The 15,519-nt window shown below is 73.3% G+C and carries 14 protein-coding genes; 7 read left to right on the top strand and 7 right to left on the bottom strand.

From position 1 onward, the window contains the following. The 3 genes from D455_RS0109360 to D455_RS0109350 form a co-directional block, all read left to right on the top strand. The coding region (locus D455_RS0109360; RefSeq protein WP_017570469.1) for a DUF7168 domain-containing protein at positions 1–527 on the top strand (527 nt) is incomplete at its 5' end. Positions 528–623: 96 nt separating this feature from the next. Next, positions 624–1,409: an RNA ligase family protein gene (locus D455_RS0109355; protein ID WP_040684756.1), complete on the top strand. Its 786-nt coding sequence runs from the start codon at positions 624–626 to the stop codon at positions 1,407–1,409. Next, positions 1,393–2,550: an AAA family ATPase gene (locus D455_RS0109350; protein ID WP_017570467.1), complete on the top strand. Its 1,158-nt coding sequence runs from the start codon at positions 1,393–1,395 to the stop codon at positions 2,548–2,550. Before D455_RS0109355 ends, D455_RS0109350 begins: the two co-directional genes overlap by 17 nt. An 82-nt stretch (positions 2,551–2,632) precedes the next feature. On the opposite strand, the gene D455_RS0109345 is transcribed toward D455_RS0109350, so the two are convergent. Beyond that, positions 2,633–3,118: a GNAT family N-acetyltransferase gene (locus D455_RS0109345; RefSeq protein ID WP_083922192.1), complete on the bottom strand. Its 486-nt coding sequence runs from the start codon at positions 3,116–3,118 to the stop codon at positions 2,633–2,635. Between the two features lie 152 nt (positions 3,119–3,270). Then, positions 3,271–4,110: a hypothetical protein gene (locus D455_RS0109340; RefSeq protein ID WP_017570465.1), complete on the bottom strand. Its 840-nt coding sequence runs from the start codon at positions 4,108–4,110 to the stop codon at positions 3,271–3,273. A gap of 164 nt (positions 4,111–4,274) precedes the next feature. On the opposite strand from D455_RS0109340, the gene D455_RS0109335 reads away from it, so the two are divergent. Continuing rightward, entirely contained in the window at positions 4,275–6,023 is a 1,749-nt protein-coding gene (locus tag D455_RS0109335; RefSeq protein ID WP_017570464.1) for a PD-(D/E)XK nuclease family protein, read from the top strand. Between the two features lie 582 nt (positions 6,024–6,605). Here D455_RS0109335 and D455_RS0109330 read toward each other — a convergent pair. Beyond that, positions 6,606–7,826, bottom strand: coding sequence for a CaiB/BaiF CoA transferase family protein (locus D455_RS0109330; protein WP_017570463.1), 1,221 nt, complete (start codon positions 7,824–7,826; stop codon positions 6,606–6,608). Positions 7,827–7,882: 56 nt separating this feature from the next. Then, positions 7,883–9,361 (bottom strand): carboxyl transferase domain-containing protein, encoded by a 1,479-nt coding sequence (locus D455_RS0109325; protein WP_017570462.1) that lies wholly within the window; start codon positions 9,359–9,361, stop codon positions 7,883–7,885. Between the two features lie 193 nt (positions 9,362–9,554). Between D455_RS0109325 and D455_RS0109320 the strand changes: the two genes are divergently transcribed. Beyond that, a complete protein-coding gene (locus D455_RS0109320) occupies positions 9,555–10,253 on the top strand; it encodes a FadR/GntR family transcriptional regulator (protein WP_026122466.1) in 699 nt (232 codons plus the stop codon). A gap of 108 nt (positions 10,254–10,361) precedes the next feature. Here the strand turns inward: D455_RS0109320 and D455_RS0109315 are convergent, their stop codons facing one another. Next, entirely contained in the window at positions 10,362–11,732 is a 1,371-nt protein-coding gene (locus D455_RS0109315; protein ID WP_017570460.1) for an SLC13 family permease, read from the bottom strand. Between the two features lie 125 nt (positions 11,733–11,857). Next, positions 11,858–12,448 carry a histidine phosphatase family protein gene (locus D455_RS0109310; protein ID WP_017570459.1) on the bottom strand — a complete coding sequence of 197 codons (591 nt, stop codon included), beginning with the start codon at positions 12,446–12,448 and terminating at the stop codon, positions 11,858–11,860. A 126-nt stretch (positions 12,449–12,574) separates the two neighbouring features. On the opposite strand from D455_RS0109310, the gene D455_RS0109305 reads away from it, so the two are divergent. Continuing rightward, on the top strand, positions 12,575–13,774 hold the full coding sequence (locus D455_RS0109305) for a hypothetical protein (RefSeq protein ID WP_017570458.1): 1,200 nt from the start codon (positions 12,575–12,577) through the stop codon (positions 13,772–13,774). Between the two features lie 103 nt (positions 13,775–13,877). Here the strand turns inward: D455_RS0109305 and D455_RS0109300 are convergent, their stop codons facing one another. Further along, positions 13,878–14,546 (bottom strand): M15 family metallopeptidase, encoded by a 669-nt coding sequence (locus D455_RS0109300; protein ID WP_083922191.1) that lies wholly within the window; start codon positions 14,544–14,546, stop codon positions 13,878–13,880. A gap of 242 nt (positions 14,547–14,788) precedes the next feature. On the opposite strand from D455_RS0109300, the gene D455_RS0109295 reads away from it, so the two are divergent. Then, positions 14,789–15,463: a response regulator transcription factor gene (locus D455_RS0109295; RefSeq protein ID WP_017570456.1), complete on the top strand. Its 675-nt coding sequence runs from the start codon at positions 14,789–14,791 to the stop codon at positions 15,461–15,463. The last annotated feature ends 56 nt before the right edge of the window (positions 15,464–15,519 follow it).

Raw genomic sequence — 15,519 nt, 5'->3', positions numbered from 1 at the left:
GTCGGCGCCTGCCGGTGGACGCCCCCTACGACGAGCACAAGGCGGCGCTGCTGCACGAGGTCGCCGAGGCCAACCACTGCCGGGCCGTGTGGGACCGCGAGCTGGGGCTGTGCACGGTGATGGGTTTCCCGGGGGACGTGGACGCGGTGGACCTGATGTTCACCTCGCTGCTGGTGCAGGCGGAGACGGCGATGCGGGCCAGCGGGTCGGCGCGCGACCGGTCGGGGAGGGCTGCGGGTCGGGCCTTCCGGGCGTCGTTCATGTCGGCGTTCGCCGTGCGGGTGGGTGAGCGCCTGGCGGAGTCGGCGCGCGCCGCCGAGGAGGCCGCCGCGGCCGAGACCGGGACGGACCTGGTGCCGGTGTTCGCCGCGCGCGAGCGCGAGGTGGAGGAGGCCGTGGCCGAGGCGTTCGGCGAGCTGACCCACACGCGGGTGCGCGGCCCCTCCAGCGAGGACGGCTGGTACGCGGGCCGGGCGGCGGCCGACGCCGCGTCCCTGGGCGGGCGCCGGCGCGTCGCGGACCGCTGACCCGGAGGGGCACACACGGCGACCGGGCACGGCGGGGCCACCGGGGCGCGGAAAACCGTTGGCGGCGCGGGCGAACGGACCGGTACAACCGTGGTCATGCGCAAGTACCCGCGGACCCGGCACATCCGGGGTTCCCGCCTCCAGTCGGGCGACCACGACCTGTCCGCGACGCCCTTCGGCGAACTGGCCGGGCGGCACCTGGTGGTGGAGGAGAAGCTCGACGGCGCCAACGCCGGGATCAGCTTCGGCCCCGGCGGTGAGCTGCGCCTCCAGAGCCGGGGCCACTACCTGGCGGGCGGTCCCCGTGAGCGGCACTTCGCGCCGTTCAAGGCCTGGGCCGCGACCGTGGCGCCGCTGCTGTGGCCGCGCCTGGGCGAGCGGTACGTGCTGTACGGGGAGTGGCTGTACGCCAAACACACCGTGTTCTACGACGCTCTGCCCCACCTGTTCTGCGAGTTCGACGTCCTGGACACCCGTGAGGACGTGTTCCTGTCCACGCCGCGCCGCCGCGAACTGCTGGAGGGGACCCCGGTGGTGTCGGTGCCCGTGCTGTACTCCGGCGCGCTGGAACGCCTGACGGATCTGACCCGCCTGGTGGGTCCCTCCACCTGCCGGACCCCGGCCTGGCGCGACGCCTTGGTCGAGGCGGCGGGGGCGGGTGGCGCCGACCCCGACCGGGCCCTGGCCGAGAGCGACGGCTCCGACCTCATGGAGGGGCTGTACGTCAAGGTCGAGGAGGGGGACCACACCGTGGACCGGTACAAGTGGGTGCGTTCGGACTTCACCACCGCCGTCCTGGACTCGGGGACGCACTGGCTGGACCGGCCGGTGATCGCGAACGGGCTGGCCGATCCGGAGGTGCTCTATGCGGGAGTTCGGTGAACTGTGCCCGGCGCCGCCGCACTGGGACCTGGACTGGGGGCGGGTGCGGGAGGCCTTCCCCTGGGTGCGCGACCTGGCCGGGGTCGAGCAGGACCCGGTGCACCACGCCGAGGGCGACGTGGAGACGCACACCCGGATGGCGTGCGAGGCGCTGGCCGACCTGCCCGCGTGGCGGGCCCGGCCGGTGGAGGACCGGGTGCGGTTGTTCGCCGCCGTCCTGCTGCACGACGCCGCCAAACCGCTGTGCACCCGCGGGGAGGAGGGCGGCCGGATCACGGCGCACGGGCACTCCCGGCGCGGGGAGCTCATGGCGCGGCGGCTGCTGTGGGAGTCGGCGGATCCCCGGCCGCGTTCCCAGGAGGACCGCGTGGCCGCGGTGGAGTGGCGCGAGCACGTGGCTGCCCTGGTGCGCCACCACCAGGTGCCGTTCTGGGCGTTGGAGCGCCCCGACCTGCGCCACATCGCCTTCCGGGTGAGTCTGGTGGCGCGCAACGACGACCTGGTCCTGCTGGCCACCGCCGACATCCTGGGGCGCCGCTGCGGCGACGCCTCGGAGGTCCTGGAGAACGTCGGCCTGTACGGGGAGTACTGCGAGGAGCAGCGGTGCCTGGACCGGCCGCGCGCGTTCCCCTCCGACCACGCCCGTTTCTGGTTCTTCCGCAAGGCGGACCGCGATCCGGACTACGCCGCGTACGACGACACCCGGATGACGGTGACCGTCATGTCGGGGCTGCCGGGCGCGGGCAAGGACACCTGGGTCGAACGCAACCGTCCGGGCGTGCCGGTGGTGGGTCTGGACGCGTTGCGCGCCGAACTGGGTGTGCGGCCGACCGACGACCAGCGGCCGGTGGCGGACGCCGCCCACGAGCGCGCCCGCGAGCACCTGCGCGCGGGGCGGTCGTTCGTGTGGAACGCCACCAATGTCTCGCGTTCCATGCGTGACAGGTGCGTGGACCTGGCGGCCGCCTACGGGGCGCGGGTGGAGATCGTCTCCGTCGAGGCCCCGCCCCGGGTGCTGCGCGCCCGCCTGGACCGCAGGGAGTCGCCGGTTCCGGCCACCGCCGTGGAACGTCTGGTGCGGCGCTGGGAGTGTCCGGACCCGACCGAGGCGCACCGGCTCACGCGGTGGGTCACCGCCTGAGACCACGGTTCCCCGAACACCGTGGTCCGAGACGGCCCGCCGGAGAGGTCCGGCCCCCGTGCGGGGCGGGGTGCCCGCTGTCCTAGTCCTTGATGGCCAGTTCGTAGGTGATGAGCTCGACGCCGGGCATCGGGGTCCAGTCGCGTTCGGGCACCCGCTCGAAGCCCCGGGCGCGGTAGACGTACTGGGCCGAGACCATCTCGGGCAGCGTGGACAGCAGCAGCCGGGAGACCCCCTCCTCCCGGGCGCGTTCGACGAGTGCGTTGACCAGGTCGCGGCCGACGCCGCGTCCCCGGGCCTCGGGGGCGACGGCGAAGGCGCGGATCTCGGCCTCGTCGGCGTTGCGGGCGATCTCGCTCTCCGGTGACCAGGGTTCGAACATGATCGTCCCCAGGAGCCGGTCCTCGTCGGCGGCGACCAGGATCTCACCTCGACCGTCCGCTCCCAGGAGGCGGAGTGTCTCGACGTAGGCCGGGTTCGCGTCCAACAGGCCGTCGGCCGTGTAGGCCGTCACACGCAGTTCGCTGACGGCGTTCATCTCATCGGGAAGTACTCGACGCACGATCATGGGGGTCATTCAACATGATGGAGGGGTACCGTGCGGCTGACCGCCGCACCACCGGGAGAGTCGAAAACGTCACCGTGAGTGACTTTTTACGGAGGTTTATCCCCGCTCCGGAAGGGCCGCGTCCGCCCGTCGGACGCGGCCCCGGGAACGCGTCAGGTGTCCTGGATCGCTCCGCAGTCCTCCATGTCGCGGGCCTCCTCCCGGTCGTAGGCGTCCTGGGGCGCGCCCTTGGGCCGCTCCCCCTGGGGCCGCTCGTCCGGGTAGGCGGGGGTGAAGGTGGGCTCCTCCAGGCAGTGCGCCGGAGCCACGGAGCGCTGCCACAGGGGCCAGGCCTCCAGGGCGTCGCCGCCCACGTCGTAGAAGCCCACCTCACCGAGGTGCGTGGTGACCAGGCGCATCGAGACCGCGTCCCCCGGCCGCGCGACGGGATGGACGATCGTGTACTCGGTGGCCACCGACAGGTAGTCCCAGCCCTGGTCGTCGCGGGCCTCCTCGGCCCGCATGAAACCGTCCACCTTCACCACGTCGCCGATGGGCTCGGCGGTCCCGGGCGTGAGGTTGAAGGGGATGCGGCGGGTGTCGAGCGCGGGGTCCTCGTTGCCGAGGTTGTCCATGTACCACTTCAGGGACTGGCCGGACAGCAGCGAGGTGAACTCGCTGTTGTCCCCGTCGAAGACCGCGTCCTCGTCGAGGTAGACGGCCTCCAGGAGGTTCCGGGTGGTGGCGTAGGCCGTCGCCACCTGCGCCGCGCTGAAGGATCCGACGGGTTCGGCCTCGGGGACGTCGAAGCCCTCGCCGTAGTCCTCTGCCGGGCTCCCGGCGAAGGGGGCGTCCCGGTCGACCTGGTCGTGGTCGGGGACCGCCTGGACCGGGTTCTGGGCGACGGCGTCCGCGGCGAGGTCGTGCAGGATCTCCTCCGTCTGGGCGCAGCCGCTCAGTGCGAGCGCGAGGGCGAGGGCCGCCGCGGGGGCGGCGGAGGTACGGGGTGACATGGGGGATTCCTTTGTTCTTATAGGCGATATGCGAACTTAGTCCGCTTCAAGCGTGTGTACCACCGGGTCCGGACAACCCGTCAATCCGTCCCGCGGAGGTTGTCCACAGGCGTCCGGCGGCGGGGCCGCGATCGTGTCACCCTTGCTGTCGAGGGGAGGCCCACGTGCCCTACCACGACATGGGAGACCACGCGTCCGTACCCGTCGTCCGCGTCTTCGGCGACTCCGCCGCCCTGTCCCGGGGCGGCTGCCCGGCGCACCGCCGGATCAGAGCCGACCTCTCCACCGGTGGGAACGACGACGGGCGCCCGCCGCTGTGCGACACGCCCCTGGCTCCCCTGAACGCCGTCCTGGACCTGGTGGAGCACGGGGGGTGGACGGTCGGGGACGCCTGCGCGCACCTGCCCGTGCCGGGCGGACGCCCCCGCGACGTCCTGGGTGAGTCGGTCGCGCCGCCGCACGCGGGGCTGCTGTCCTGGGTCCGGCACGCCTCCCGGTGCTACCTGGACGCCCTGGCCCGGGACGACGGGCGCGACGGCCTCCACCGCGCCCCGGCCTTCGACTTCTGGGTGCGCCAGTACGTGCCCGGCCCCGCCTCCCCCCACTCCCGGCCCTACGAGCTGTGTGTCCGGGGCCGCGGGTACACCTACGTCGAGGGCGCGGACCGGGTACGGGAACTGCGTGTCCCGGTCATGGGGGTCGCGGGAGCGCGGGAGCGCCCCCGGGCGGAGGTCGCGGTCGCCGCGTACGTGCTGGCCACCGGCACGCGGGTCGACCGGGACGCCTACGCCGAGCGTCCCTCGCGGTACCTGCGCGGCGTCCCCTACCCCATGCGCGGGAGGAGCGACGGCGCCGCTTCCCGGCCGCCGGACCGGGTGCGCGTGGTGGAGGTGTCCTGTCTGGACTCCTCCACCGCCGTGCTCCACGACGGTTCCGCGTCCGGGGCGGAGGAGTCCTTCGCCGCGGCGGGACGTGAGGGGCTGCGCTCGGCCCTGGTGGGCGGGGCCCGCTCCCCCGGCCGGGACTGCCTGGCCTGCGCGGCGCGTTCCGGATGCGGACGGCTGCCCCGTGTCCCCGGACTCCTCGGTCTCGCCGACGGGTCGCGCCCCCGGCGTTCCTGGTCGGTATCCGTGGGGCTGCGCCACCGCGGTTGCCCCGCCAGGGCGCACTTCCACTCCCTGGGCCTGGCGGCCGATCCCCGCGGTACCCCGGCGTCGGCGTGCGACCGCGCCGTGCGCGCGTGGCTGGAGCGGCTGCACACGCGCCTGCCCCGTCGGCCCTGCGCGCCGGAGGACCTGCCCGGGGAACCGGCTTCCTGGTCCGCCGGAGGGCGGCGGTTGGAGGGCGGGCAGGCGCGCCGGGGAGCCGCCATGATCGCCGCCCACGTCGGGGTGTGTCCACTGCGCGGTCTGGTGTCGGGCAGCCACGTCCGGGTGGGGCACACACTGGCCGCCGACGACACGCGGGCCAACGTGCTGGTCCTGGCCAGGGCGGAGGTGCTCCACCACCGGGGGCGGTCCTGGGTCCACCGCACCGTCACCACGGACGCCGGGGCGTTGGACGGGACCGAGGACGATCTGCTGGAACACGATCCCCGGCTGGCCCTGGCAGTGGGCTTCCTCGCCTCCGGCGCCCTGTCCCGGGGGCCGGAGTCCGCGGTGGAGCTGGAGGTCCTCACGCCCGGGGGCGCGTCCGTGCGGTCGCTGGACCCGGGATCGGCGCGGGTCCGGGCCGGGGCCCGGCGGGTGGTGCGCGGACTCGCCGAACCCTGGCACGGCGACCTGTCCCACCCGCCCCGCCCGGGCGAGGCCTGCCGGGACTGCCCCTACCGGCGCTGGTGCCCGGCCGCGGACGGTTCGGGAGACGACGCACCAAGGCAGTCGGTCGGCTCGTCCTCGGAGGGGCACCGTTGACGTCCTCTCCGGAGTGAACCCCGGAGATTCCCACGGCCTCGCGACTGTGGGCGCGGTGCGCCTCGCGGCGTCCGCTGGTTCCCGCTTCACGGGCCGGCGCCCCACCCAAGGGGGCTCACCCGGCCTCCACAGGCGTTCCAGCTCTCCGCTTCCCGCTCTCGGGCGAGTTCCCGCCCAGCGGCGAGCACGACCCGGGCCGCGTCGATGTCCCGGTCGTGGTGGGTCCTGCACGCCTCGCACGTCCATTCCCGCACGTGCAACGGCTTGGGGCCGTTCACGACCCAGCACGCATGACCGGTCCGCTCGGCCGCCTGGCCCGGTCCGGCACCGCCGAAGGCCGGAGTCCGCGTACGGCCAGCGGTTCGGAGATTCCCGTTCGATCCCCGTCCTCGTGCGGCGTGGACGGAGGCGGCCGTTCCTCCAGCCCCTGCATGCGGCGGTCGCCGTGACCTCCCACAGGCTGCCGCCCCAGGCAGCACCACCGCAGTCGACATACCGACGCCAGCCCGGCACGGACGCGATCGGACGGTCGCGCCACCCCTCAAGGCGCCAGCGCGACCGTCCGCGTGGCCGTCACCGTGGTCAGTGCGCGGATGCCCCCTCCGACGCGAGGCCCGACTCGACCTCGTCGAGCCACGCCCGCACCGCGTCGTTGTGCTCACCCAGCCCGGGCGGGGGCAGGTACCCGGTCCCGGGGGTCTCCGGCTCACCGTCGACGACGGGGTCGAACCGCAGCGCTGATCCGGGCAGCTCGATCTCCCCGAGCACCGGGTGCTCCACCCGCGCCAGCAACCCCTGCGAGCGCGTCTGCTCCCACTCGTAGACCTGGTCGATGGTGCGCACCGCGCCGCAGGGCACACCGGCCTCGCCGATCCGGCGCAGCCACTCGTCGCGCGAGCCCCGCCCCAGGACCGCCTCCACCTCGGCGACCAGTTCCTCGCGGTGCTCGACCCGGGAGGCGTTGTCACCGAACCGGGGATCGCGGGGGTCCAGGCCCAGCAGCCCGGCGAACCGCTCCCACTGCGCCTCGCCGCCCACCGCCACCTGGAGCACACCGTCCATGCAGGCGAAGGCGCCGTAGGGGGCGATGGAGGGGTGCTGGTTGCCCAGGGCGGTGGGGACCTCGCGCCCCACCGTCCAACGGGTTCCCTGGAAGGCGTGCACCCCGACGATCGAGGAGAGCAGGGAGGTGCGCACCACCCGCCCTCGCCCGGTGCGTTCCCGCTCCACGAGCGCGGCGAGCACGCCCTGGGCGCCGTTCATCCCCGCCAGGAGGTCTCCGATGGCCACCCCCGTCTTGGTCGGTTCCTTGGGCGAGGGTCCGGTCAGACTCATCAGCCCCGCCTCGCCCTGGGCGATCTGGTCGTAGCCCGCCCGTCCGCCCTCGGGGCCGTCGTGCCCGAAACCGCTGATGGAGCAGACCACCAGTCGGGGGTTGAGCTCCTCCAGGCGCCGCGTGGGAAAGCCGAGCCGGTCCAGGACGCCCGGGCGGAAGTTCTCCACCAGGACGTCGGCGGCGCGCACGAGCCGGGTCAGCTGCGCCGCACCGTCGTCGGACTTCAGGTCCAGCTCGATGGACTCCTTGTTGCGGTTGCAGGACAGGAAGTAGGTGCTGATCCGCTCCTCCTCCGGCCCGACGAACGGCGGTCCCCATCCGCGGGTCTCGTCACCCCTGCCGGGCTGCTCGACCTTGATCACCCGCGCGCCGAGGTCCCCCAGCAGCATGGCCGCGTGCGGCCCGGCCAGGGCCCGCGACAGATCGATGACCACGAGCCCCTTGAGCGGCCCCTGCGAGCGTTCCACGTTCCTACCTCCTGTACCTCGTCCTGCATGGTGTCCGTGGTGTGGGTGCCGCGCGGTCATCCCGCCGCGCACAGGCGCCGGTAGCGCGCGGTGCGTCCGGCGGGCGGGCCGCCGCCCCCGCGCGTCTCCACGAAGGCGAGTTCGTGGGCGATCGCCGATCCCATGCGCGCGCAGAACGCGCCGCCCTCGTCGGCCGCGTCGTCGAACTCGGGGACCACCCGGTCGACGAGGCCGCTGGCCCGCAGGTCGGCGGAGCCGATGCCCTGGCTCTCGGCCAGTTCCCCGGCGCGTTCGGGGGTCCGGTGGACGATCGCGCTGGCCCCCTCGGGCGGCAGCGGCGCGAGCCAGGCGTGCTGGGCGCACAGGACGCGGTCTGCGGGCAGGAGCGCGATCGCACCCCCGCCGGTGCCCTCCCCCAGCAGGACCGCGACCGTGGGGGTGGGCAGGGAGGCCATCTCGGCCAGGCAGCGGGCGATCAGCGCCGCCGTTCCCCGTTCCTCCGCCCGCGCGGACAGCTCCGCGCCGGGGGTGTCGATGACGGTGACCAGGGGAAGCCCGAGTTCGGCCGCCAGGCGCATGCCCCTGCGCGCCTCGCGGAGCGCGTCGGGCCCCAGGGGGTGTTCCGCGCTCTGGCGTTCGCGGTCCTGGCCGACCAGGACACAGGGCCTGCCCCCGAACCGGGCCAGCGCGGTCAGCAGGGCGGGTGAGGCCTCGCCCTCGCCGGTCCCGCGGATCCGTACGACGTGGCTGGCGGTGTGCCGGAGCAGGTCGCGCACGCCGGGACGTTCCTTGCGGCGGGAGCGGGTCACCGAGTCCCAGGCGGGGACGCGGGTGGCGGGTTCGGCGGACGTCCGGGGCGGGGTCGGGGCGGCGTGGTCGGGACGGGCGAGCAGGACGTCGAGGGCGAGTCCGGCGGCGTCGCGCACCTGGTCGGGGGCCAGGACGGCGTCGACGAGACCGTGCCGGTGCAGGTTCTCCGCTCGTTGGACCCCCTCGGGGAACGGTTCGCCGTGGAGCGCTTCGTGGACGCGGGGACCCAGGAACCCGATGAGCGCTCCGGGTTCGGCGGCGGTGAGGTGGCCGAGCGATCCCCACGAGGCCAGGACCCCGCCCGTGGTGGGATGACGCAGGTAGACGAGGTAGGGCAGTCCGGCGGCCTTGTGCGCGGTGACGGCCGCGGCGATCGCCGCCATGGTCACGAAGGCGGGGGTCCCCTCCTGCATGCGGGTGCCGCCCGAGGCCGGCGCGGCCAGCAGGGGCAGTCGTTCGGCGGTGGCGCGTTCGACGGCGGCGANNCCGACCGAGCCGGCGAGGAAGCCGAACTCGCAGGCCACGACGGCGACGCGGTGGCCGTGCAGCCGCGCCTGCCCGGTCAGGACCGCCTCGTCGCACCCGCTGGCGGCCCGGGCCCGGACGAGCGCGTCGGCGTATCCGGGATCGGGGGCGACGTCCAGGGGTGTGTCGTCCCAGGAGACGTAGGTACCCGCGTCGAGAACGCGGTCCAGGAGTTCCCGGGCGGTGTCGTGGGTCCCCACAGCAACCTCCAAATGGTTCAGTGGCTAGGCCACTAGGCCTTGAGTCAGAGTGGCACGGACGCACACGGTTTGTGAAGCCCCGCGAAGGAATCGGGGCCACCCGCCTCCCCGGTCCCGGAGGCCTCCTCGGCGGGATGCTCTAGCCTGGAAGTCCCACACTCCAGTCAGATCCGAGGATCAGGAGCCAGCGAGCGTGCCTACCAAGTCCCGTCCCCGGCCCCCGGCCCGCCCGCGCCTGTACGAGCAGCTCGTGGAGCGGCTCGTGGAACACATGCGGGAGGCCGGTCTGGGCGTCGGCGACCGCCTGCCGCCCGAACGCGAACTGGCCGCCGCGCTGGAGGTGAGCCGGGCCTCCCTGAGCCAGGCGCTGGTGGCGCTGGAGGTCCAGGGCATCATCGAGGTTCGGCACGGTGACGGCGCGATCATCCGCCAGACCGTCTCCGAGCAGGGGGTCCTGGCCCTCCTACGCGACCGGGAGAACCGGCGCGCGGAGATCATCGAGGCCCGTCAGGCGCTGGAGGTCAAGCTGACGGAGCTGGCCGCCGCACGCCGCACCCCCCAGGACCTGGACGCCATCGACTCCGCACTGGAGCTCATGCGACAGGAGGTCGAGAACGGGGACCGCGGGGTCACCGGTGACGAGCACTTCCACGCCGCGATCACCGCCGCCGCGCGCTCCCGCCTGCTGGCGCGCATGATGAACGAGATCGCCCCGATGATCCGGGAGACCAGGCTGGAGTCGCTGTCCCAGCCGGAGCGGCCCAGGGCCTCCCTCGACAGCCACGAGCGCATCGCCTCCGCCATCCGCGCGGGCGACCCCCGGGCGGCGGCCGACGCGATGCGCGACCACCTGCTCCTGGTCTCCGACGTCGAGGCGCCGGTCAGCTCCTGAGTCGATGTGGTGGTTCACAGGCCAGGCCTGTGAGCCGGAAGGAGGGGACCGGGCCTCCGGCCCCCTCCCGTCCCGGAACCCGTTGACGGGCTCCGCGCGGCGCCTCCGTCACAGCAGTCCCGGCATCACCAGCACACCCCAGGCGATCAGCGGACCCGCCACCACCACGATGGCGCCGTAGACGAGGATCTGGCGGTAGAAGCGGGACGGGTCCACGCCGGTCGCGTTGGCCAGCACCAGGGCGCCGTTGGTGGAGAACGGGCTGACGTCGACGATGGTGGAGGAGACCGCGAGGGCCACGATCACCCCGGTCGCGCTGATGTCGCCCATGAGCAGGAACGGGATGGCCAGCGGGATGGTGGCGCCCAGGATCGCGGTCGAGGAGGCGAACGCCGAGACGACGGCTCCGATGTAGCACAGCAGCAGCGCCACCAGCAGCGGAGCTCCCAGCCCCGCCGCCGCGTCGCCGACGTACTCGATGGTCCCCGCGCTCTCCATGACGCCGACGAAGGTGAGCATGCCGGTGATCAGCAGGACCGTGGACCAGCTGATCTGGGAGAGCACGTCCTTCTGCGACCCGGGCGAGACCAGCGCCAGCGCCACGCTGACGGTGAGGGCGACGAAGCCGACGTCGAGCCCGAAGCCCAGGGCCAGCACACCCAGCACGAGGATGCCCACGAGCGTGGCGATCTGGTCGAAGCGCACCGGTTGGTGCTCCGCGGTGGTGTCCGCGCTCCCGCCCGTTCCGCTCCCGGTGGGGGTGTCGGCGGGACCGCCGGTGGCCAGCGCGACCGCTCCGTGCCCGGACCCGCCGGAGGTGCGGGCCTCCTCCGTGACGGCCGCGTCGGCGGTCGCCGAGTCGTGGACCCGCACGCCGAAGAGCCGGTTGCCGCCCAGGGAGACGAACAGGATCACCGCGATGGCCAGGTTGAAGACCAGGCTGCCGAAGAACAGCGTGAGGGGGGACACGGAGAGCCCGCTGTCGGAGACGATCCCGTTCACCGTCACGCCGTAGACGCTGACCGGGGAGAACCCGCCTCCCTGGGCGCCGTGGACCACCATCATGCCCATCAGGAGCGGGTTGATGCGGTACCGGGCGGCGAAACTCAGCGCGATGGGCGCGACGATCGCCACGGCCGCCGGGCCGAGCGCGCCCACACCCGTCAGCACGGCGGAGATGCCGAACATGATCCACGGGATGGCGGCCACCCGGCCGCCGACCATCCGGGTGGCACCGCGGACGAGCAGGTCGATCGTCCCGTTGTTCTTGGCGATGGCGAAGAGGTAGGTGACGCCCACCAGGGTGAGGAACAGGCCCGCGGGGAACCCGCCGAGGATCATGTCGGTGTCCATCCCCAGAACGAGGATGCCGACCATGAAGGCGGCGACGAAGGCCAGGGCACCGATGTTGATGGGGAGGACGGTGGCGATGACGAACATCGCCAGGAGGACGATGATGGTGAGGAGTTGAGGGGTCATGGTGTGTGCCGATCAGAGGGACGGTGGGAGCTGTGATCTGGCCCATAAGGCTTAGTGGCCTAGCCAATAGGCCTTTGCTGCTCCTGTCAACCCCCGGAGTGGGGAGAGCCCCGAAACGGCGCCGGTCAGGGCGCCACGTTCCACGAGGTGAGCACCGGACGGCCGTGTTCACGCCCCAACGTGCTCAGCGTGGCCGTGTCGAGCCGGAACAGCACCCCCGCCTCGGGCGGCAGGCCCAGCCAGCGCGCGGTGAGCACGCGCAGGACGTGGCCGTGCGCCACCAGCGCCACGTCGGCCGTCTCCCGGAGCAGGGGGGCGATCCGGGCGAGGACCCCGTCGACCCGCTCCCCCACCCGTTCCACGCTCTCCCCCGGGTGCCCGGAGTCTCCCGGGACGATCCCGTCCCGCCACAGGTTCCATCCCGGGCGCTCGCGCTGGATGTCGGCGGTGGTGATCCCCTCGTAGCCGCCGTAGTCCCACTCGGTCAGGTCCGGGTCGGTCACCGGGTCCTCCAGCCCGGCCAGCTCGGCGGTGCGCACGGCCCGCCGCAGCGGGCTGGTCACCACCCGGCCGACGTCGCGGGCCGCCAGGAGCGGACGCACCGCCGCGGCCTGGCGCTCTCCCTCCGCGGTCAGGGGGATGTCGGTGAGCCCGGTGTGCCGCCGCGTCCGGCTCCACTCGGTCTGCCCGTGCCTGATCAGCAGGAGTTCGCCCATAGCCCTGTTCCTGCCCCGTGGGGACCCGGGAAACCCCTCCCCCTCCGCCGCCCGGTACGTGACCCCGGGTGAGCGATTCCGCCGGAAGCCGGACACGGGCACGGTTTCGTCGCTAACCTCCTGACCATGACGCAGCACACCGCGACCAGCGACGTGGGCAGCCACGTTCCCTCCGAGATCCCCCAGCCCCGTTTTCACCGGCCAGGCGAGGACCTGGCCGCGGCCATGGAGTGTGCGCGCTGCGAGGAACAGGGCATCAGCGTCCCACCGGGCGGCGCGCCCCGCCGACTGACCAACTCCGAGGCGAAGAAGGCCAAGAAGGCCAGGAAGCGCGCCCAGGCCGATGCGCGGGCCAGGCCCCAGCAGAAGATCCCGGCGGACCGCAGGCGCGTACCGCGGATGGGCCCCCACCACGCGGACTTCTTCCGCGAACTGTGGGAGCGCGTGGCCTCGGAGAACGCGGGCACCTTCCCGGACAGCCGCCTGCTCGCCCTCACCTTCGCCCTGAGGGGCGCGCTGAAGGGCTGGGCGAACTTCACCAGCCAGGACCTGCGCATACTGCGCCTGGAGGACGCCCACGCCGCCCTGAGCGACCTGACCTCGTCCGGATGGCTGGGCACGACACCGGAGGCGGTGATCGAGTCCGACGCCGCGAACCCGGCCCAGTGCCCCCTGCCGAGCCTGGACGGCAACACCTGGAAACTCGGCAACGGCGTCCGGTCGCGGGCCTCGGGCTGGTTCTCACGCACCCTCGCCCACAAGAAGATGCGCAAGAAGCCCAACCGGCTGCGGCTCGTGGCCGCCTACCTGGCCCTGCACTCCGATCCCGACGGCCGCATCCGCGTTCCGGCCGCGGACATCGTGTCGGCGTGCGCCCTGACCGGCACCGCCGAGCTGGCGGAACTGCTCATGTGGCTGGGAGAGCTCTCCTGGGTCGACGGCCTGGGCGTCGACAGCGGTGTCCTGGAGGCCCGTCTCACCGAGGTCACCCTGCCGCTGGCCTACGTTCCCCTTCCGCCGCCGACGCCGCCGGACACCGCACCCGCGACCACGCCGCTGGACGTGCCCGTCGCCGACCGCGCCCGCGACCTGGTCTCGGGCCGGGAGGAGCGGGTGGCCCGCTGGGTGGACGCCTACCGCGACGAACACGGGCACGGGCCCAGCTGGTCGGCGGTCTCCGAGGCCTTCGGGTGGCCGCCCCGGCAGGCACCGGACCACGACGTCACCCACGAGGCGTTCCGTCTGCTGTCCGAGGGCGGCTGGCTGACCGGTTTCGGCGTGCCCTTCGGTCTGCGCTCAGGACGGGGGGACCCCGGCGCGCGCTGACCGGCCCCGGGCACGCACCCACGGAAGACCGGTGGGTGCGCGGCCCCGTCGTCGGCACCACCACGGAAGGCCGTCGCTCCGTGTGCGGCGGCCGGCCCCCTCCCTAATCCGCGGCGTCGGGCAGGCGTGCGGGGCATTCCCCTCCGGGTTCGGTGAGTAGTTCGAAGTGCCACATCTCGTTGGCGTAGACCTGGCACAGCCCGTAGGCCGCGCCGCGGCGGATGACCCAGTCGGCGGCGTCGGTCGGACCGATGTCGACCGCCTCCCCGGTCACGTGCATGGACTCCTCCGGGGTACTGACCAGCTCCCGGGCCTCCTCACGGGACCCGTGCTCGCGGATGGCCTCGTCGAGCAGGTGCTGTTGGTACGCCTCACTGCGCCAACCCGACGTGACGTGGAGCACGATCCCCTCTTCCAGGGCGTCACGGGACGCCTCCTGCACGGCCTCCAGCAGTTCCTCGTCCATGCGGGCGATCGAGGGGTAGTGCGTGTCGAAGGCGGTGACCGACAGGTCGTCCGGAAGGGCCCCGTCCTCAGCGGTGAAGGCCGTCTCCTCCCGACCGGTGAGCTCGTCCAACGCCGACGACACCGTGCCCGAGACCGACGTGGTCATCGACCAGGCCATCAGCACGATGACCACCGTGACGCACAGCGCCGCGACCAGCCAGTACCAGGGCCACCACCGGCGGCCGGCGAGTCCGCCGACGCGCTCGTCCGCCTTCCCGCCGGTGGAAGGGCACTCCAGCGTTTCCCGCTCCGTCACTCCGCTCATCCTTCGCCTGTCGGGCATCGCCTGTCCGATGCGTGGGGTTCTCGGTGCCCGTCCAGTGAAGTACGAGCGGTGTTGCACGGGCGTATCGGTTTTTGGATACGCCCGCGATAGGCGCCGTCGCGTTCACTGGGGTTCGGCGGCGGGCCTCGCCCCGTGGGCGGACCGACCCCTCCCGGGTCCGTACCGTGGGGAGGAACGGGAACCGGCGCGATGTCGTACCAGGTGCCAGAGGGGGACAGCGGATGCGTGTGCTGATCGTCGAGGACGAGCCCTACCTCGCCGAGGCCGTACAGGCGGGGCTGCGGCTGGAGGCGATCGCCTCCGACATCTCGGCTGACGGCGACGCGGCCCTGGAGCGGCTGGACGTGAACGACTACGACGTGGTCGTGCTCGACCGGGACATCCCCGGCACGCACGGCGACGACGTGTGCCGGGCCATCGTCGAACGGCGGCTCGGGTGCCGTGTGCTCATGCTCACGGCCGCGAGCCGTCTCCGGGAGAAGGTCGCCGGGTTCGGGCTGGGCGCGGACGACTACCTGACCAAACCGTTCGACCTCGAAGAACTCGTGGTGCGCCTGCGGTCCCTGGCCCGCCGCCCGAGTCAGGGCGCGCCCCCGGTCCTGGAGTACGCGGGGATCCGGCTCGACCCCTTCCGGCGCGAGGTTCACCAGGCCGGTGTCCACGTCCACCTCACCCGTAAGCAGTTCGCCGTCCTGGAGGTGCTCATGGCCGCCGGGGGCGGGGTCGTCAGCGCGGAGACGCTGTTGGAGCGGGCGTGGGACGAGAACGCCGACCCCTTCACCAACGCCGTGCGGATCACCATCTCCACACTGCGCAAGCGGCTTGGGGAACCGTCGGTCATACGCACGGTGCCGGGGGTCGGCTACCGCCTCGCGGAGAGAGAGTCGGACGGATGAGCGGTGAGGTGCCGGTCCGCGGCGCGACGTCGGTACCGACCGGGCGTGCTCCGACG

Origin of the sequence: Nocardiopsis halotolerans DSM 44410, assembly GCF_000341065.1 — a bacterium.
Classification (GTDB): Bacteria; Actinomycetota; Actinomycetes; order Streptosporangiales; family Streptosporangiaceae; genus Nocardiopsis; species Nocardiopsis halotolerans.
The sequence above is the reverse complement of the archived record's forward strand: the minus strand, read 5'-3'. Positions and strand labels throughout refer to the sequence as shown.

What these genes read in the sequence shown, in the direction of transcription:
- D455_RS0109355 (WP_040684756.1), top strand. Translation starts at nt 624, where the DNA reads ATGCGCAAGTACCCGCGGACCCGGCACATCCGGGGTTCCCGCCTCCAG.
- D455_RS0109350 (WP_017570467.1), top strand. Translation starts at nt 1,393, where the DNA reads ATGCGGGAGTTCGGTGAACTGTGCCCGGCGCCGCCGCACTGGGACCTG.
- D455_RS0109345 (WP_083922192.1), bottom strand. Translation starts at nt 3,118, where the DNA reads ATGATCGTGCGTCGAGTACTTCCCGATGAGATGAACGCCGTCAGCGAA.
- D455_RS0109340 (WP_017570465.1), bottom strand. Translation starts at nt 4,110, where the DNA reads ATGTCACCCCGTACCTCCGCCGCCCCCGCGGCGGCCCTCGCCCTCGCG.
- D455_RS0109315 (WP_017570460.1), bottom strand. Translation starts at nt 11,732, where the DNA reads ATGACCCCTCAACTCCTCACCATCATCGTCCTCCTGGCGATGTTCGTC.
- D455_RS0109310 (WP_017570459.1), bottom strand. Translation starts at nt 12,448, where the DNA reads ATGGGCGAACTCCTGCTGATCAGGCACGGGCAGACCGAGTGGAGCCGG.
- D455_RS0109305 (WP_017570458.1), top strand. Translation starts at nt 12,575, where the DNA reads ATGACGCAGCACACCGCGACCAGCGACGTGGGCAGCCACGTTCCCTCC.
- D455_RS0109300 (WP_083922191.1), bottom strand. Translation starts at nt 14,546, where the DNA reads ATGAGCGGAGTGACGGAGCGGGAAACGCTGGAGTGCCCTTCCACCGGC.
- D455_RS0109295 (WP_017570456.1), top strand. Translation starts at nt 14,789, where the DNA reads ATGCGTGTGCTGATCGTCGAGGACGAGCCCTACCTCGCCGAGGCCGTA.